Origin of the sequence: Deinococcus sp. KSM4-11, assembly GCF_004801415.1 — a bacterium.
In the GTDB taxonomy this organism is placed as follows: Bacteria; Deinococcota; Deinococci; order Deinococcales; family Deinococcaceae; genus Deinococcus.
This window is the reverse complement of the sequence record NZ_SSNX01000006.1, coordinates 1-17695: the sequence shown is the minus strand read 5'-3', so window position 1 is coordinate 17695 and position 17695 is coordinate 1. Positions and strand designations below refer to the sequence as shown.

Below are 17695 nucleotides of genomic sequence, written 5' to 3'. Positions count from 1 at the left end.
GCAGGATACGGCGCGCAGCCCTCACGTCAGAGGTGGATCCTGCCTGTCCTGCTGGGCGTTCCATTCCTCCAGGGTCTGAACCATCACGACCCTGATGCGATGCGCACAGGCCACCGCGTCCTCCTGGGTCGTGAACGGGGCCAGTGGGATCAGGAACTGCCGGCCGAACAGGGTGCGCCAGCCAATCATCCACGTGCCGTCGTCCTGGGGATGCAGATCAATTCCGATGCAGTCCCTGAGCATTACGTTGGGGCCCGGTGTGCCGTCCAGCTCCAGGGTCTGCATGTGCCTGATCCGGATCTCCAGACGAACCTCAGCTTCGTCGAGCGGCATACCGCTTATGGTGCTGCCTGCGGGGCCGTCGCACCGTGGACTGGGCACGCCGCCGACCCCGGCATGCCCGTGCGGACTCCAGGGTCGCGAAGTGGCCGACCGTGCGGGCCATCGCGAAGGAGAAGGCCACCGGCCAGACCCACCAGGGCAGGGCACGCAGCACTGCACTGCCAGCGGCCGCCGCCACGTGGAGGGCCTGCTGGCCCATCCCAGCCAGCACCATCTGGAGGCCATCCATGCCGCGAGTATCAGCAGGTGGTTGTACGGCGCTATGACAGCACATCCAGATGAAGAGTGCCGGGCCATTCCCAACGAAGGCTCCGCCCCGGCGGTGGCCAGGACGGGGCGGCTTTCACGTGGTCATACCCTCCAACGCCAAGACCACGCCCCGAGCAAGAGGGGAGCCTGTTCGAGAAACGGACAGGCTCCCAACAAATCATTTCAACACCCTGGCGACGTCACCTTGCCGAATGGCTGACCGACCCTCTCGCTTCCCGCGTCCACTCCAACAGGCACAGATTGTTGCCGTCCGGATCCTTAAGCAGGGCGACCCGCGCGCCCCACGGCTCATCCACCGGCGGACGGCTGAAGGCAATGCCCCGCTTCAGAAGTTCCGCGTGTATCCGATCCACGTCCTGTACCTGCAGGGTGAGGTGATCGAAGCCCGGCGCGTTGTAGATCAGCGCAAATCCACGGGTCTGGGCATGGGGCTGCGGATGGTGCGTCTCAAACAGGAGGAGCCGCGCACGCCCTGCCCGCAGCGCACACCCCCGGCCGTCATGGGAGAGAGGCTCGAACCCAAGTTGCCGGTAGAAGGTGAGCGCGCGCGCGAGGTCGGTGACACAGAGACCGACACTGTCAATGCTCTGAATGCTCGCCATAGACGACCTTCAACGCCTGGTGGGGCCGCCTGCAGCGGTCACAAGGCATCGCGCCGCTGCAGGGAGAACTATTGAAAGTGTCACTGCCCTTCGGCGGTTAGGATCCAAGGAGATTCAATCCGGCCGGCGGAATCACGGAGCCCTGCCCCCAACACACCACGGTACCGTCCACCTTCACAGCGCATGAACCCTGGCCGCCCACGCTCAACTGCACGACGCCCGCGAGCCCGGCGGGGACGTTCAGCTGGCCCTGACTGTTATCCCCCCAGCAAACGACAGTTCCGTCCCCCTTGAGGGCGCAGGTGCTGCCGCCGCCCGCACTCACCTGGGTGACGCCCGAGAGCCCGGCGGGCACGTTGAGCTCGCCCTGGCTGTTATCCCCCCAGCAAGCCACGGTGCCATCGTTCTTCAGGGCGCAGTTGTGGATGTCGCCCGCGCTCAGCTGGGTGACGCCTGAGAGCCCGGCGGGCACATTGGCCTGGCCGTAGAAGTTGTCTGCCCAGCAGGTCACGGTGCCGTTCCAGATGAGGGCGCAGACGTGGAATTTACCCGTGTCCACCTCCGCGACACCCGAGAGCCCGGCGGGGACATTCAGCTGGCCATAGTTGGGGGCGCCCCAGCAGGCCACGGTGCCGTCGCTCTTCGAGGCGCAGGTGGCCCAGCTGCCCGCGTCCAGCTGAACGACGCCCGAGAGCCCGGCGGGCACACTGGTCTGGTTGTCGGTTCTGTCCCCCAGGCACGCGACCGTGCCGTCGTTCTTGGAAGCGCAGCTGTGGTAGATTCCCAAGCTCGCCTGGGTGACGCCCGAGAGCCCGGCCACGTTGAGCTGCCCAGCGTCGTTGTTCCCCCAGCAGGTCAGGGTGCCGTTGGCTTTTAGGGCGCAGGCCTGGTTAAAGCCCACGCTCACCCCGGCGAAACCCTGGAGTGGGAAGCCGGTCTGGACGTTGGCGGCGTACACGGTGGCCACCGCGCGACGGTAGGGGCCAAGGGCCGACGAACTCAGCGGGAAGGTGGCCGACGTCTGGCCCTTGGGGATGGTCACTTTGGGCGGTACGGCAACCCTCGCGTTGTTCGAGGAGAGCGGGATGTCCGTGTCGACAGGCGCGGGAGTGGCCCGGGTGACTGTGCCGGTGGCCGGCTTGCCGAGCACAAGAGTGCGGGGGGAGAAGGTAAGCGAGGTGAGTCCGACCCGCGTGACCGTGAGCTGGCTCTGGGCACTCCCAGCCGTGACGATTGCGACAGCCTTGGCACCGTAGGCGAGACCCGTCGCGTTCGTCGCGATGGGGAACGTGGCAGAACTCTGCCCAGCCTTCACGGTCACCGAGGCGGGCACGGTCACATTGGGGCTGTTCGAATCGAGGGGAACCACGGTGTCCACGGCCACCGTCCCGGTCAGACCGACCGTGCCGGTCACGGATTGACCCGGCTCAACCGAGGTAGAGGAGAGGGTCAGCGAGGCGTTGTTGACGTTCTGGATGGTCAGCTGGGCCTGGTAGTTCTGTGCGGAGAAGGCCTGGATGGTGGCGACACTGCTGCCACCGGTGGCGATGCCGTTGGTGTTGGTGAGCACCTGGAAGGTGGCCGAGGTCTGTCCCTGCTTCACTGTGACGCTGGGCAGCACAGTCGCGTTCTGACTGTTGGAGGACAGGTCGATGCGGGTGTCAATCTTAGCGGCCTTACTCAGGGTCACGGTGCCAGTAACGCTTGTGCCCCCCTGTACAGGATTCGGACTGAACGTGATCGACTGGATTGGGGTGGGCACGACAACACCGAGGTCGAAGCTGAGCCCCTGCATGTACTGTGGAGAGTAGTCTTGAAAGTTATAGAGACCTTTGGCCGAATCGCAGATGACTCCACCGTTTTGTGCGCACCCTACATCCAGCAGCTCGTACCACGTCCAGTACGAGAACCCGGCAGGGCCGTCGATCACCGATGGGGTCTTCCAGACCGACTGGGTATAGAGCTTAAGGGCGCCTCAAGCGAGATCGTTTGGCAATTGGCCCAGATAGCATCCGGTGGTGCGAATTGCTGCGGTGCAATTCGGCTGATAGTTTCCGTCTACCGGGTTCTTGCTCATGTACATCCACTGGGTCTCGGTATTGGTGGCCAAGTTGCTCACGGCCCAATCTGAGATGTCCCTGGACTGAGAGTTGGAGTAGGTGAAGGAGCCCGAGCCATTCGGGCCATCGGCATTGGCGCCGAACTGCACGTTGAAGCTCACGCCAGTGGTGACATTCGTGGTGCCGTTCACGGTGTCGGGCGAGGTGGACACCAACGTCCAGTCAGTGGGGTTGGCCGAGAGGCTGAGCTGCATGCGGTTCTGCGCCCAGCCTGCCTCGTCGTAGCTGCCGATGACCCAGTCGCTGTCCCACTTGGTTCCCATCGCAATGAATGGTTCGCTCGAGAGCTTGGGATTGGCCGCCGCGTCCTGTTCGAGCAGGACGTACTGGAAGTCACCCTGGGGGTTGTTCTTGTTGTTGAGGTACACCGTGAAGGTGCGGTTCACCGTGTAGTTGGGGTGCTGGGTGCCGGGATAGCCTTTGAGGGATCCGCTGAGCGGCTGGTTGAAGGTCTCCGTGAAATAGAAGTTCGCGTAGATGAGGTCGTTTGGAATAGTCGCCGGGGTGTCCTGACGGACGAGCGGGGTCGGCTTGGCGATCGCCTCGAGGAGCGTTCGGGCGAACACTTGGGGCGATCCTGGATCTGGTTTTAGGCTCTGACTGGTGGCGCTTGCCGTGCCCTCGCACGCCTGCTGGCCCGGTTTGGTGGGTTTGGTGGCTGGCTGGGGTGTATCCGTCCTGTCAGTCGGCAGTCGCGTTTCCTTCGGCTGACTTTCCGCGCGGGAGGGTTCGATGATGTGCGCCTGGAACCGCCCGTGGGCGTCGTAGCCAGTGTGAAACGCGAAGGCCGTACTCGTGCCGCACGTGGACGCGTGGAGAAGTCCCTGGATGCCCTGCTTCTTGTGGGCTTCGGTCAGATCCACGCCCAGCACCCATTTGCCTGCGCGCAGGGCCTGGGCCAGGACTGGGTGGGCGGCAACGTCCGTTGGTGAATTGGCATCGCCGTCAAAGAGCACCAGGTTGTAGTCCTCAGGCTTCTGGCTGCCGGTGTATTGAACCATGTTCAACGAGGGCTTCAGCGCATCAACGTACGTGCTCTGCACCGCTCCGATCACCAGGGTGTCGAGGCGGTCGGGGGATGAAGCCGGCGGGGGGGCAGGCTTGGTGCCTTGACTGCAGGCGAGGAGCGTGAGCCCTAGCAGCGGCGTGAGGCAGCGCTGGCGCCAGCGCCGGTGGGCGAACGGCTGGGCATTCACGGTGATGCCTTCTTTCGGGTGACCGGTTCTTTGGGACTTCCCTGACGCCTGACCTGCGGACAGTGAGCTGGTTTCACCTTCGCCTCCTCGTCCCCCACTCAGGGGCACGCGAGCACGGTGACAGTGGGGCGTCCCGTCGGCGTCCCATGGGCGTCCCGCCAGCGGCACCCGGCGTGCGGTGATCAGGGCAAGGGGCCGAGGAGTGTCGATACGACGTGAGAAAGAGCTGGGGGGAGATCGGAGAGAACGAGAGGTGTGGGAGTCACCTCAGCGCGCATCCGTTGCGTGAGGTCCCGATCCACGCTCTTGGTGGCCGGGTGACGCGTCACGAGGTCAAGGAGGACTCCGGCCCGTTCGGGCCCACCGCGGGCGAGCCACCACCTTGCCCAGCGGGCCAGGGCGCGCAATACCTGGGGCAGTTCGCCCAGGTGCCACAGGACGGCCAGCCCGTCGCGGAGGTGCTGCTGCGCGCGCTCCAGATTCCCTGCTGCTGTCGCCGTATGGCCCAGATCGACGAGGAGGATGCCCTCCAGGCGGCGGTCGCCACTGGCGCGTGCCAACGCCAAGGCCTCGGCGGCGGCCGCCTCCGCGCTGGTCAGGTTGCCCTGCTCATGGGCCGTCTCGGCGAGGCTCGACAGGAGCTGGGCCAACAGCCGTGGGAGACGGATGTCTCGTGCCAGGGCCACGCCCTCACTCAGCAAAGCGACGGAGGCCTCGAGGTGCCCCTGGTACGCGGCCAGGCACCCCAGATTGTTGAGCAGCCGCACGACTTCGCTGGGGTTGTCCAGCTCACGGTGCAGGCCAAGGGCAGATGCATAACGCTGCTGTGCCGCAGGCAAGTCGCCGCCGTCCAGGTCGACATTGCCCAACAGGTTCAGGGTTTCGGCAAGCGCGGCCTGATTCCCTCGTTCCTGCGCCAGGCTCAGGGCCTCGTTGAGGTGGACGGCGGCCTCGGCGCGGTCACCCCGCCGCCAGGCCAGGTCGCCCAGCAGGGTGAGCCCGGCCAGGGCCTCGCCCGGTTCGCCCAACTCGCGGGCCAGGGCGAGGCCGCTGGCGGCCCAGCGTTCGGCCGCGTCGCGCTGTCCCAGCCGGGTGAGCAGGGGCGCGCCCTCCACCCGGAGCTGACACAGGGCGGTGCGGTGTCCGCGGTCATCATCTGGCAGGCTCGCCTCGGCCTGCGTGAGCAGTTCAGCCCCCTCGCGGTAGCGGCCACGGGCCATGTGGTAGGCAGCCAGAGGAGCAGCACACCGCCCCAGCTCGGCCGCGCGATCATGGGCTACAGCCCAGTTCCAGGCAGCATGCACGTTGTCCAGATCCTCGTCGAGCCGCGTGAGCGCCTCCTTCTGCCCGGCACCCCGCAGGGGCCCACCGAGATCCTGAAGGAGACGCAGGAAATATCCGGCGTGACGAACCTGGGCCTCGTGTTCCTCCTCAGGGTTGGACGCCAGCTTCTCGCGGGTGTAACCGTACAACAGCGGGTGGCGGTGAAAACGCCCTGACGGCAACGCGCGCAGGAGCGATTTATCCACCAGGCCCGCCAGCAGCGCCAAGGTGGCCCCCGCGATTTCGCGCGCTGCTCCCGGCCGGAAGCCACCCTCGCAGACCGAAAGCTGGCGAAGGGCGGCCTGTTCGGCCTGATCAAGCAGGCGCCAGGAGTGCTCGAAGGTCGCGCGCAGACTGGCGTGCCGGGAAACCGCGTCCCGCGAATCGGACGCGAGGAGATCGAGGCCCTCGGCGATACCGGCAGCGATCTCCCTGGCAGGGACGGCCCTCATCCACGGCGCCGCAAGTTCAAGCCCCAGGGGGAGTCCCCCCACCAGTCGGCAGATCTCCAGCACGGAGGAAAGCTCCTCCACGCGCAGCACGTAGGTTGGACGCACCCGGATCACCCGATCCACGAACAGCCGCACCGCGTCGTACATGAGCGACTCCTCCAGACCCGTGCCGGGTGGGGGGATCGGCAGCCCGTCGACTGGCAGGAGCCATTCGCCCGCCAGGCGCAGCCGCTCGCGGGAAGTAACGAGAAGCCGCAGTTCCGGGCACTCCCGCAGCAGTTCTGCGACCAGGGGTGTCCCCTCCAGAAGGTGCTCAAAGTTGTCCAGAACGACCAGCACGCACTTGTCACGCAAGTACCGGATGAGCTGATCCACAGGTTCATCCGGGCCCTGGAGGTTCAGGCCGATGGCCGCGGCGAGGGTGGCGGGGACGAACGCAGGGGCCGCCAGGGATTCGAGCGGGACGAACCGTGCGCCGTCCTGAAATTGGGGCGCGAGGGTATGGGCCACCTCCAGGGCCAGCCGCGATTTGCCCGCGCCGCCGGGCCCGGTGAGCGTGAGGAGGCGGCACTCAGGCCGGGCCAACAGGTGGGCCACCTCGGTGAGTTCAAGTTCGCGTCCCACCAGGGGGGTCAGCGGCGCAGGCAGACGCCAGGGGGCGGAACCACTGGGCTCCGCCCCCTCCTCGCCGTCCCGGATCGTGCGGGCGAGCTGCTCGGTCGCCGGGGCAGGGGACAGCCCGAATTCGCGGCGCAGGCGGTGCGCGAAGGCCTCATAGGCCTGCAGCGCTAAACTTCCTTGCCCAGCGCGCGCCGAGACCCGCATGTACAGGCTGAGACTGTCCTCGTCGAATTCGTCGCCGCTCAAGAGGGGTGTCAGGAGGGCTGCCGCTCCACTGGCGTCACCCGCTGCTTCCAGCTCACCAGCCCGCCGGCGCAACGCGTGATGCCACAGGCCGCGCAACCGCTCCCGCTGGGTCAGGAGCCAGGTTCCTAACTCCCCGGTTCCTTCGCCGTCAAAGCCATCAAGCAGGGGGCCTCGGTAAATGTCCAGGGCCTGCCCCCAGTGCCCGTCAGCCACCGCAACCTCAAATGCTCGGACATCAGTCGCCACGGCCCAGGACAGTCGTCTCTCCTCCACGACCACGGCGGGGAGCCAGTCCAGCTCACGCGTGCGGTGCAACAGTCGACGCAGATTCCGGCGGGCGATCGATTCAGGCTTGTCTGGCCAGAACAGGAACGCGAGGTGGTCGCGCCTCGTCCAACCTCCCTCAACGGCGAGGTGCGCCAGCAGGTGATGGCGTTGATCGGAAGGAAAGGGCCGGACTCCGGAAGGGAGCCATACCTGTGGGATCCCGAGCAATTGGATGAAGACGGTGATGGCGTCGCCCACGAGCTCCCCTCAAGTTCACCAGTGGCTGTGGTGACGCCTGGATCCAGAGCGGATCTCCGGGGGAACGGCGTGCACCTCCGCGGGCAACACCGCCCACTGGACGATTGTAGTGGCCTCGCAGAAGAGCAAAGTAAGCTGGCCACCGAGAGGCACACTGAGTCGTGAAAGGCGGGTCTATGCTTCCGCATATGCTCCCCGTCACACCTACAGCCCTGTCGGTGCTTGGCATCGTTGAGGTTCCCCGCTACCGGATCGACGCGTTTGACGGCAAACTTCTCGTCCTTACGCCCGAGGACACGACGTTGACCATCGATCTGTCTCAGGTTCCGGTTGTGTTGCCTTAACCAGGCCCGGGTAGTGTGACCCGCTGTGACTGATCCGACCCCTTACCGCCACCGATTCCCGATGACCATCATCCAGCACGCCGTCTGGCTGTACCACCGTTTCCCGTTGAGGTATCGAGACGTTCAGGAATTGCTCCACCAGCGCGGCATCGAGGTCAGTCACGAGACGCTGCGCGAATGGTGCATCACGTTCAGCGACCTGTTCGCAGATGACCTGCGCCAGCGGGAACCCCGTCGGGGTTCCCGCTGGCTGATGGACGAGGTCTGTACGACGGTCAATGGCGTTCGACACTGGCTGTGGAGAGCGGTCGACGAACACGGCTTCGTGCTCGACATCTTGCTGCAGCGTCACCGCGATACCAAGGCGGCACAGACCTTCCTGACGCGCCTTCTGAGTGAATACGATGTGCCAGAGGTCATTCATACCGATAAGCTCTGGAGGTACGGCGCTGCCCTGCGGGAACGTCCTGTGCTCCACACTGTGGAGCATGTCCAGGTTGTCTCCACGGCGCGCTGCAACAATGTGATTGAGCAATCACACCGATCCACACGGCGTCATGAACGGCAACAACAGGGGTTCAAGCGACGAAAACGAGTGCAGGAGTTCCTCTGCCTACACGCCAGCATCGAGAACCTCCACCACCACACACGAGCGAGCGTGCCCGCCTCCATCAGACGAAATAACCAAAAACAAGCGTTCCAGACGTGGTCAGCGGTCACCGCAGGGGTGGCCTGAATCTCAGGCCACCCCTGCCCTCACCATGGCGTGATGCCAGTTAAGGCAACACAACCGGTGCGGGCCAGGACGCAGAGGGAGCTGCCCTGGTGATGGCCACGCTGCGCGAAGAGCGAGCTCGCCAGTCCGTGGCGCGGCGCCGGTGGTTTTCGCGTCTCCTGGGATATCGGCGGTACCGGGGCCCAGCGCCTGCCTCAGGGGACCTGGATGTGGATGGTAGCCGTGCCCAGCGTTGACGCGTACCTGGACGCCACCCGGCGCATCCCGATGACCGCTTCATACGGCCGGGCTGCAGCACCCCGAGGTCCCCTGAAAGGACGAGCGTAGCCCTTCTGGCTCCGCCAGGACGTACTGCTACGCGCAGCGCCGGGAATAGTGCGGATAGTCGACAGGCGTGGCCCGGGGATGGTTCATGGGATGATGTCGTGTCAGGGCTGGTCGCCGGGAAGTCAACCCCAGTTATCCTGTTGCTGATGAGTTGGTTCGCCTGACCCCTGACTCCCAGCGGACACTGTCCTCCGACCTCGTGCTGACGCCACGCCAGTTGCAGGCCGTCATCGATGCCAACGGCGACTGCATCAAGGTGCTCGATCTCGACGCACGAGTGCTCACGATGAACTCCGGTGGTCAGCAGGTCATGGAGATTGATGACTTCCAGCAGTGCCACAACGTCGTCCTGACGTCCTGGTGGGACGGAGACGACCGCGCCCAACTCGAGGCCGCGCTGGACGCCGCCCGCGCCGGAGAGACCCGCACCTTCGTCGGGAGCGCCCGCACATTCAAGGGCACATCCAAGCGGTGGTTCGTGACCATCTCCCCGCTGCGCGATGACCACGGCCAGATCACGCACCTGCTGTCCACGTCCCGCGACATCACCGCGCAACACCGGGCCGAGGAGGCCAGGCAGGCTGCGCAGGCGCAACTGGAACAGCAGGCCCAGGTGCTGGAGCAGAAGGTTCAGCACCAGACCCAGGAGCTGGAGGAGCGGGCCACCGCGTTGGACGCCTTCGTCCGCTTCACTGAAGCCGTCGGCACCGAGACGGATCTGCACTGTCTCGCGCACCAGGCCGTCACGGTCGTGCAGGCCATTGTCAGTGACCTCAGCGTGGGCTATTACGAGCTGGACGCCGCCGCCGGCATCTGGCGGGGCTTGGTGTGGTCCGATGACGTCAGTCCGGAGATCGTGCAGCAGATCCGGGCGGGCGTGCCCCTGGACGCCCCGGACTTTGCCGAGGCCGTACGCCGGGGCGAGCCCGTCTTCGTCGGAGGATGGGACGCCGCGGACAACTCCCTGTCCGAAGCCGCGGCCTACGGCGTCGCTGGTTTCGTCCCGCTGCTGATCGACGGCGACGTGCGGGCGATCTTCGCCGTCGGCAAGCAGGCCACCACCCACTGGTTCGCCCGGGATGAGGCCATGGTGCGTGCCGTCGCGCGTGGGCTCGGCCTGGCCATGGAACGCGCCGTCCAGGCGCAACAACTCCAGCAGCAGCGGGATGACTTGAACCGCCGCACGCGGGAACTGGAGACCCTGCTGCAGCTGACCGGGAACCAGAGCGAAACGGCAGACTCTCTGGCCGTGATCAAGCGCGCCCAGGGCATGGTGCTCGAGCTCCTGCCGCCAGGATTCGCGGCGTACTACGAAGCGCAGGGCGGGCGGTGGCGCGTGCGCGTCCAGACGGGAGCGGTGAGGTCAGCCCTCCTGCAGGCGCACATGGATGCCGGCTTCCCCGTCGGTCACACGCCCAGCTTCGACTCAGTGGCCCAGACGGGTGAGCCGGCCTTCGTCGAGGTATACGACGCTGGAACCGATGTCGATCCAGAAGTGGCGCAGGACGTCGCGGCCCATGCCACGCTGCCCGTGATCATCGGTGGGCAGGTGCGTGGCCTGTTCAACGTGCCGCTGTACGAGACGCGGTCGTGGACTGCACCGGATCAGGCCGTGCTGATGACGGCTGTGCACTACCTGGCGGCCATCATCGAGCGCGTGGAACGCAGCCTCCAGCTGATCCGGTCGAATACGGAGCTGCAGGCGGCCAACCAGGAACTGGAGGCTTTCACGTACAGCGTCTCACACGACCTGCGCACCCCCGTTCGACATGTCGAAGGGTTTGCGGCGCTGACGGCGAAGGAGTTGGCCCAGGGGAACCTGTCCCGGGCTGAGCGCCACGTCGGCGTGGTCAGGGACGCGGCGAAACGGATGGAGGCCCTGCTGGACGCCATGTTGACCCTGTCCAGGGCGGGCCGGGCGATGCTGAACATCCGGGCGGTGCCCCTCGTAAGCCTGGTTGACCAGGCTCAGCATGACGTGACCCTGCTGTTCCCGGATCGCCCCGTGGTCTGGAGCATTGATCCGTTGCCGACGGTCCAGGGCGACGCAGCGACCCTTCAGCAGGTGGTCACCCACCTGCTGGAGAATGCGGTGAAGTTCAGCCCAGGCCATGCGGAAGTGCACGTCTGGGCGGAGGAACGCGAGCAGGAGTGGGCCATCTTCGTGCAGGACAAGGGGGTTGGTTTCGATCCCCAGTACGCGGGAAAGCTGTTTGGGGCGTTGCAGCGCCTGCATCTTCTGCAGGAGTTCGGGGGGGCTGGCATTGGGTTGGCGACCGTGAAGCGCATCGTGGCGCGGCATGGCGGGCAGGTGTGGGCGGACGGGAGCGTCGGGCAGGGCGCGACCTTCGGGTTCTCCCTGCCGAAAACGGTTGTGTCCTGAGAAGCCGCGATGTCATCCATGCTGTCCGGCTAGGGGCTGGTACACGGAAACCTGTTCCTCCGTGGTTCGCGCTCACGTTCATGCGCTTGTTCGCGGACGGGTAAGCCGAGGGGCGTCCCGCGCTGTTGCGGGCGAGCTCCGCAGGTGCCAGAGAGTGGCGTCAGACGACGTTCAGGCCCACCACCCGGCCGCTCGCGAGAGGCACTTGCACCCAGTCCTGGCGAAACCCCGGCAGGTGGATGACCATTGCGAGCTCGCGCACCGGCGTCGGCCAACGGGCAGATTTGCTGGTGTCTACCGTGGGCATGCGCCCAGCCCCAGCGGTTGCCGAAGGAGGTGCGGAGGCCCGACCGCGCTCAACGACTGGGTAAAAAACCTGGCGACGCTAACCGGCCAGCACCTGGGCGATGCGATCCAGGGCCCAGTCGAGATCCTCGCGGCTGGTGACCAGCGGTGGCGCGAGCCGCAGGGTAGTGACGTGCGTCTCTTTGCACGGTTGTGTTGCCTTGACTGGCATCACGCCATGGTGAGGGCAGGGGTGGCCTGAGATTCAGGCCACCCCTGCCGTGACCGCTGACCACGTCTGGAACGCTTGTTTTTGGTTATTTCGTCTGATGAAGGCGGGCACGCTCGCTCGTGTGTGGTGGTGGAGGTTCTCGATGCTGGCGTGTAGGCAGAGGAATTCCTGCACTCGTTTTCGTCGCTTGAACCCCTGTTGTTGCCGTTCATGACGCCGTGTGGATCGGTGTGATTGCTCAATCACATTGTTGCAGCGCGCCGTGGAGACAACCTGGACATGCTCCACAGTGTGGAGCACAGGACGTTCCCGCAGGGCAGCGCCGTACCTCCAGAGCTTATCGGTATGAATGACCTCTGGCACATCGTATTCACTCAGAAGGCGCGTCAGGAAGGTCTGTGCCGCCTTGGTATCGCGGTGACGCTGCAGCAAGATGTCGAGCACGAAGCCGTGTTCGTCGACCGCTCTCCACAGCCAGTGTCGAACGCCATTGACCGTCGTACAGACCTCGTCCATCAGCCAGCGGGAACCCCGACGGGGTTCCCGCTGGCGCAGGTCATCTGCGAACAGCGCGCTGAACGTGATGCACCATTCGCGCAGCGTCTCGTGACTGACCTCGATGCCGCGCTGGTGGAGCAATTCCTGAACGTCTCGATACCTCAACGGGAAACGGTGGTACAGCCAGACGGCGTGCTGGATGATGGTCATCGGGAATCGGTGGCGGTAAGGGGTCGGATCAGTCACAGCGGGTCACACTACCCGGGCCTGGTTAAGGCAACACAACCCCGCCGTTTGATCTTGCCAGCGTCCAGCAGTGCCTCAAACATGAGCATCTCGTTCCGCTGCCCAGCGGTCAGCAGGACGGCCATCGGCCGTCCCCGGCCGTCACACTTCAGGTGGATTTTGGTTCCGAAGCCACCTTGCGAGCGGCCGAGCGCTTCGTCGCCGTCCCCTTTTTTACCCCTGCCGCGCTCTGATGGGCGCGCACGATCGTGCTGTCGATCATCTGGACGTCCCAGTCAACCTGGCCGGCATGATCGGCACGCTCCTGCACTCGGGCGAGCACCTGCGCCCAGAGGCCCTGGTGCTGCCATCGGTAGAATCGGGAGCTCACCGTCTTCCAATTGCCATAGCGCTCGGGCAGATCACGCCACGCACTCCCAGAGCGCTTGATCCAGAGGATGCCGTTCAGAACGGTACGGTGGTCCAGCGAGGGACGTCCTGTTCGCTGGCGTTGCGGTGGGAGCAGTGGAGCCAATTGGCTCCACTGCTCATCGGTCAGTTCATAGCGCCGTACCACACGTCATTCTTGCCCATCGAGGACACTTTGCGGACACTACCTAGAGCCCGTTTGGGAAATTATAGGTCCCTCACGCACTCTACCTACTGTTGAAGAATGCCCAGTGGAACGTATCCGAGCGATCTCACAGATCGCGAATGGCAGCTCCTCCAGACGGTTCTCCCACCACGCTCTGGACGGGGTCGGCCGCCCACCTGGCATCCGAGGCTCATCCTGGATGCCGTGTTCTCCGTGCTGCGCGGCGGTATCGCCTGGCGTGCCCTCCCGGTCGATGTTCCCCCGTGGCAGACGGTCTATTTCCACTTCCGTCGGATGCGGCGTTCAGGCGTTTGGGAGGACGTGAATCGCCAGCTCCGAGAGCAGTACCGCGTGAGCATCGGGCGAACGCCCGATGCTCACGCCGCCATGATCGATAGCCAGAGTGTCAAAACCGCAGAAAATGGTGGCCCACACGGCTTTGATGGTCATAAACAGGTGAACGGCCGTAAGCGCCACATCTTGGTCGACACGTGAGGACTGCTCCTGAAGGTCGTGGTTCATTCTGCCGGTCTGGTTGATCGGGTGGGCGGGAAAGTGTTGCTCCAGGCCGTAGACGGTCATTTCCCTGGCCTCCAGAAGATTTGGGCGGATCAGGGCTATACGGGCAAGTTCAAGCACTGGGCCAGTGAACTTCTCCACCTCGATTTCGCGGTGGTCTATCCCTGGTGGCGCCAACGAAGGCGGTATCTGCCGGAAACGCTGGAAGCCCAAGGCTTCAATCCGCACGGATTTCACGTCCTTCCACGGCGTTGGGTGGTGGAGCGCTCATTTGCGTGGCTGGGACGTCACCGACGGCTCGCCAAGGACTATGAAACGCTCCCATGCTCGGAGGAATCGTGGTGCTATGCCGCGATGAGTCGCCTGCTACTGAGACGCTTAGCAAGCGCATGAAAACGACGTCCAGCACGCAACATGAAGATGCCAAACGGGCTCTAGTCCGACGCCAGTGCCCTTGAAGACATTCTGGCCTTGCAGCCTCCAGCTTTAGGCCGTACAGAAACGTTCATTCAGGGCTCGTGGATTTGCAGAGCGTCTGGTACGCCGTCCCGAGAATCCACAGGCGCGCGTCCGGCCAGCCCTGGGGTGCGGTGGCCGCCTGACGCACCATCGCCAGAAACGCCTTCTGGACGTCCATATCGGCACTGGTCGTGCCGACCCTGAACGCCAGCGCATACACCGCCCGGCCATACCGCCGGTGCAGTTCCCGCACCGCCTCCTCATCTCGCGCGGCCAGCGCGCGGATGACGTCATCGTCGGTCGCCCCGGCCCAGCGGGTGGGAACCGGGGCAGGATCTGCAGACGCCGCCATGCTGGGCTCCACTCAGCGCAGGCCGTTCGCGCGGGCCCAGTCGAGGATCGCCGTGTTCGCCGCCCCGGCCTTCTCGTAGATCGCGGCGTGCGCCGCGCCGGGAATCAGCACCAGGGTGCTGCCCGCGATGTTCTGCTGCATCTTCATGGAGAATTCCGGTGGATAGACCGTGTCCTCCACGCCCTCGATGATCAGGGTGGGCACCGTGATGGTCTTCAGGGTCGGAATGGAATCCGGCCGGGTCGCCAGAACCACCGCGCCCGCCACGTCGCCCGCCACGGACGCCTGGTTTACGATACCCGTCAGGAAGGTCGCGTCCGCCATGCGGTGCAACCGGGTGTCACCGGTCAGCATGTCCTTGAGCAGTTCCGGCGCGAGGGCCTGCGGGCCGTAGGTGCTGGCTTTCTGGGCCATGCCCTTCCAGATGTGCTGCTCGACGATGCCGGCCGGGTTGGCGAGGGTATCGATCAGGATCATTCCCAGGAAGCGCTCGGGGGCCATGCGGTACATCTCGAAGGTGATCGGGCCGCCCATGCTCATTCCGCCGATGATCGCCTTGGGTACGTTCAGCCTGTCCATGACGGCCAGGGCGTCCATGGCGTAGGTCTTGAGGCTGCCGGGATCACTGGCCGGCGCGACGCTGTTGCCATAGCCCCGGTGGTCGATGGTGATCACGCGGTAACCGGCGGCCGCCAGGGCGTCGCGGTTGCGGGAGAACAGCTCGCCGCTCAGGGGATAGCCGTGCAGCAGCAGGATTGGCGTGCCCGTACCCTCGGAGACGTAGTGAATCTGGGCGCCGTTCACGGCGAGCAGGCCCTGCTGCATCGGCATCCCGGCTCCCCCTGCCTGTGCGAGTCCGGCAGTCATCACCAGAACGAGTGCCGTCATCTGTCCGTACTTCATAGGTGCCCCCTGTGCCGCGCCCTCTGGGGCGACACGTTCTGTTCTCAGTCAACCTTCTGACTGACCATAGGGGAAGCGGCACTCCTGTGGCTCAGCGGGGCTTCATGACATCTTGGCCTCAGGAGGGCCGGCCCATGTCAGGAAAACGCGAACACGTCGTTCAAGCCGCTTTGCGGCTCTACCGCAGCCAGTCGATTGGCCGCACGACCCTGAAAGACGTCGCCCAGGCCGCAGAAATGCCGCTGGGGAACCTCTACTACTACTTCAAGTCCCGTGAGGCCCTGCTGCTGGCCGTGCTGGACGAGTGCGAGCGCGAACTTCAGGCACTCCTGTCCCGTCTGGAGTCGCTTTCCCCGAGACCCTGGCTCGCCGCTTACTTCGAGTGGCTTCTCCACGACGCCGAGGAGCGCCACTCCACCAGCTGTCCGTTCGGCAGTCTGGCCACCGAACTGCGCGCTGTGGGAGAGGCCGCCGTGGGCCGGGCAGCGGAGATTGTGGAGTGCTACCGGGCTGAAGTCACGGCGCGCGTGGCCGCGCTGGGGACGTCCGAGCCAGACGCCGTGTTCATGGGCGTCCAGGGAGCGCATGCGGTGGCCACCATTTTGGATGATCCGGCCCTGTTCCGGCGCAGCATCCAGCACCTGGAGGCCCGCACGTTGGCCGTTCCCTAAGAGGCCTGTCGGGAACTCAGTGCGCGCCTCCAGGTGGCGATGGTGGAGGCAGTGGTGAACACGTGGCATCACGCACCCTGAACCGGAAGGACGTTCGGAGAGCCCCAGTAACCCTGATGATGCTTCAGAAGAGTTCCTCTGCCAGTGCGACGATGATGCCCGCCGGACCCCGCACATAGCAGAGTCGGTACTTGTCCTCGTACTGGGCCACCTCACCCAGGAGTTCGGCGCCAGTGGCGCGCAGGCGTGCCACGGTATCGTCGACACTCTCGACCGCAAACATGATGCTCCGGAGGCCCAGCGTGTTCGGCGGTGCATGGGCCGGTTGGCTGGCGACGAGTTCCGGATGGCGAAACTTCGTCAGCTCAACCTGCCCGTGTCCGTCCGGGGTTCGCATCATCACGATGTCGACCTGGACGTGTTCAATGCCGTTCACACGATCCACCCACGGGCCCTCGACTGGCCCCTGTCCGCCAAGCGTCATGCCGAGCGCGGTGAAAAAGTCGATGGCGGCAGGAAGGTCGTCCACGACGACGCTGACGTGATCCAGTCTCTTGATGGTCATGTTCCTGGCATCTTAAAGGGCCTCAGTCCTCACGACAGCGCGCGCACGCCCGTCTCTGACCAGTTCAGGGCCATCACGCAGTCTTCATGGACGTCGCGGTGTCTTGAGCAACCGTTGGTGTGATGCCCCCGGTGTGACGGAGGACAGTACGGTACCAGGATGTACGAGGAGCCCGTCCCACTCACCGAGGTGCTCCTGGCGCTCTCGGTGCATGACGGCAAGGGCATCATGCGCGCCCTGCGCTTCGGCGCCACGCTCAGCTGCCGCCGGCTCCACCGGCCTGACGGCGTGACGTACGTCCTGCACGGACACGTCGACGACGACGTGGTCATCACCAGGGAACACCGGAAGTTGGGAACGGACATCGTCTCCGAGCTGAGCGTCCGGCTTGAACCGCATCTCCGTCGTCAGGTGCTCTGAACGCCCTCAGAGCGTGAGCCCCTCTGGACGTCCAGGGGGACTCACCTGTGTCCAGCGCACCGGGTGGGTGGGGTGGCCTCCCCTCACCCCTTCACCGTTCCCCGCTGTCAGGCACCGTTGAGCGCGCGCAGACCATCCTGACGGCATGGCCCTGATTCCGCTCACCCTTCCCCAGGTGGCCTCCCTGCTGCCGCCCGCCAGCCGAGTGCAACTGGCCCGGCTCGACGGGCTGTGTCTGGACATGCTGTGTCTGATCAGCGACGAGAGCGGGGAGCCCCGGTTCGCGCTGGAGGTCTTCATCGGCGGTCAGGTCATGCGAACCGCCGCGCATCCCCGGATCGATGCGCGGTTGGTGGACGACCTGACCAGCGTGATGGAAGGAGCCTTGGGCCACGCGATCTGACCGCCAGGCGTGCTGTGCCCTCCACCGGAACCGGAGCGGTGCTCAGGCCCAGGGATCGAGGACGACCTTGATGCAGCCGTC

17 protein-coding genes and 1 pseudogene are annotated in these 17695 nt (G+C 65.2%); 7 read left to right on the top strand and 11 right to left on the bottom strand.

What is annotated here, in order from left to right; genetic code table 11:
* Positions 1–21: 21 nt before the first annotated feature.
* The 5 genes from E7T09_RS15765 to E7T09_RS15745 all read right to left on the bottom strand — a co-directional run bounded on the left by E7T09_RS15765 (position 22) and on the right by E7T09_RS15745 (position 7697).
* Complete coding sequence (locus E7T09_RS15765) at positions 22–333, bottom strand: hypothetical protein (protein WP_136390162.1); 312 nt, start codon at positions 331–333, stop codon at positions 22–24.
* A 458-nt stretch (positions 334–791) separates the two neighbouring features.
* Positions 792–1214: a VOC family protein gene (locus E7T09_RS15760; RefSeq protein ID WP_136390161.1), complete on the bottom strand. Its 423-nt coding sequence runs from the start codon at positions 1212–1214 to the stop codon at positions 792–794.
* 97 nt (positions 1215–1311) lie between these two features.
* Entirely contained in the window at positions 1312–2904 is a 1593-nt protein-coding gene (locus E7T09_RS15755) for a hypothetical protein (protein ID WP_168734880.1), read from the bottom strand.
* Positions 2905–3189: 285 nt separating this feature from the next.
* Complete coding sequence (locus E7T09_RS15750; protein ID WP_136390159.1) at positions 3190–4530, bottom strand: hypothetical protein; 1341 nt, start codon at positions 4528–4530, stop codon at positions 3190–3192.
* A 182-nt stretch (positions 4531–4712) separates the two neighbouring features.
* Positions 4713–7697: a BTAD domain-containing putative transcriptional regulator gene (locus E7T09_RS15745; protein WP_136390158.1), complete on the bottom strand. Its 2985-nt coding sequence runs from the start codon at positions 7695–7697 to the stop codon at positions 4713–4715.
* Between the two features lie 188 nt (positions 7698–7885).
* Here E7T09_RS15745 and E7T09_RS21975 point away from each other — a divergent pair, with 188 nt between their 5' ends.
* From E7T09_RS21975 to E7T09_RS15735, 3 genes are all read left to right on the top strand, one after another.
* Complete coding sequence (locus tag E7T09_RS21975; protein ID WP_168734879.1) at positions 7886–8041, top strand: hypothetical protein; 156 nt, start codon at positions 7886–7888, stop codon at positions 8039–8041.
* Between the two features lie 25 nt (positions 8042–8066).
* Positions 8067–8777, top strand: a complete 711-nt coding sequence (locus E7T09_RS15740) for an IS6 family transposase (protein WP_136390157.1) — start codon at positions 8067–8069, stop codon at positions 8775–8777.
* Between the two features lie 526 nt (positions 8778–9303).
* Positions 9304–11487 carry an ATP-binding protein gene (locus tag E7T09_RS15735; RefSeq protein WP_240741830.1) on the top strand — a complete coding sequence of 728 codons (2184 nt, stop codon included), beginning with the start codon at positions 9304–9306 and terminating at the stop codon, positions 11485–11487.
* A 385-nt stretch (positions 11488–11872) separates the two neighbouring features.
* On the opposite strand, the gene E7T09_RS22470 is transcribed toward E7T09_RS15735, so the two are convergent.
* The 3 genes from E7T09_RS22470 to E7T09_RS15725 all read right to left on the bottom strand — a co-directional run bounded on the left by E7T09_RS22470 (position 11873) and on the right by E7T09_RS15725 (position 13304).
* Entirely contained in the window at positions 11873–12004 is a 132-nt protein-coding gene (locus E7T09_RS22470) for a hypothetical protein (RefSeq protein WP_255578447.1), read from the bottom strand.
* A 33-nt stretch (positions 12005–12037) separates the two neighbouring features.
* Positions 12038–12748: an IS6 family transposase gene (locus E7T09_RS15730; RefSeq protein WP_136390156.1), complete on the bottom strand. Its 711-nt coding sequence runs from the start codon at positions 12746–12748 to the stop codon at positions 12038–12040.
* Between the two features lie 148 nt (positions 12749–12896).
* Complete coding sequence (locus E7T09_RS15725; RefSeq protein WP_136390155.1) at positions 12897–13304, bottom strand: IS5 family transposase; 408 nt, start codon at positions 13302–13304, stop codon at positions 12897–12899.
* A gap of 96 nt (positions 13305–13400) precedes the next feature.
* Between E7T09_RS15725 and E7T09_RS15720 the strand changes: the two are divergent.
* A pseudogene (locus tag E7T09_RS15720) lies at positions 13401–14234 on the top strand (IS5 family transposase).
* A 112-nt stretch (positions 14235–14346) separates the two neighbouring features.
* Here E7T09_RS15720 and E7T09_RS15715 read toward each other — a convergent pair.
* Both E7T09_RS15715 and E7T09_RS15710 read right to left on the bottom strand, forming a co-directional pair.
* Positions 14347–14652, bottom strand: coding sequence for a hypothetical protein (locus E7T09_RS15715; RefSeq protein WP_136390154.1), 306 nt, complete (start codon positions 14650–14652; stop codon positions 14347–14349).
* 12 nt (positions 14653–14664) lie between these two features.
* The gene (locus tag E7T09_RS15710; protein ID WP_136390153.1) at positions 14665–15555 is read right to left on the bottom strand and encodes an alpha/beta fold hydrolase; all 891 of its coding nucleotides are present in this window, start codon (positions 15553–15555) and stop codon (positions 14665–14667) included.
* A gap of 134 nt (positions 15556–15689) precedes the next feature.
* On the opposite strand from E7T09_RS15710, the gene E7T09_RS15705 reads away from it, so the two are divergent.
* Complete coding sequence (locus E7T09_RS15705) at positions 15690–16226, top strand: TetR/AcrR family transcriptional regulator (protein WP_136390152.1); 537 nt, start codon at positions 15690–15692, stop codon at positions 16224–16226.
* Between the two features lie 124 nt (positions 16227–16350).
* Here E7T09_RS15705 and E7T09_RS15700 read toward each other — a convergent pair whose 3' ends face one another.
* A complete protein-coding gene (locus E7T09_RS15700; RefSeq protein WP_205747035.1) occupies positions 16351–16791 on the bottom strand; it encodes a VOC family protein in 441 nt (146 codons plus the stop codon).
* Between the two features lie 159 nt (positions 16792–16950).
* On the opposite strand from E7T09_RS15700, the gene E7T09_RS15695 reads away from it, so the two are divergent.
* Together E7T09_RS15695 and E7T09_RS15690 are read left to right on the top strand one after the other, a co-directional pair.
* Positions 16951–17211, top strand: a complete 261-nt coding sequence (locus E7T09_RS15695; RefSeq protein WP_136390151.1) for a hypothetical protein — start codon at positions 16951–16953, stop codon at positions 17209–17211.
* A 145-nt stretch (positions 17212–17356) separates the two neighbouring features.
* A complete protein-coding gene (locus E7T09_RS15690; protein ID WP_136390150.1) occupies positions 17357–17614 on the top strand; it encodes a hypothetical protein in 258 nt (85 codons plus the stop codon).
* The last annotated feature ends 81 nt before the right edge of the window (positions 17615–17695 follow it).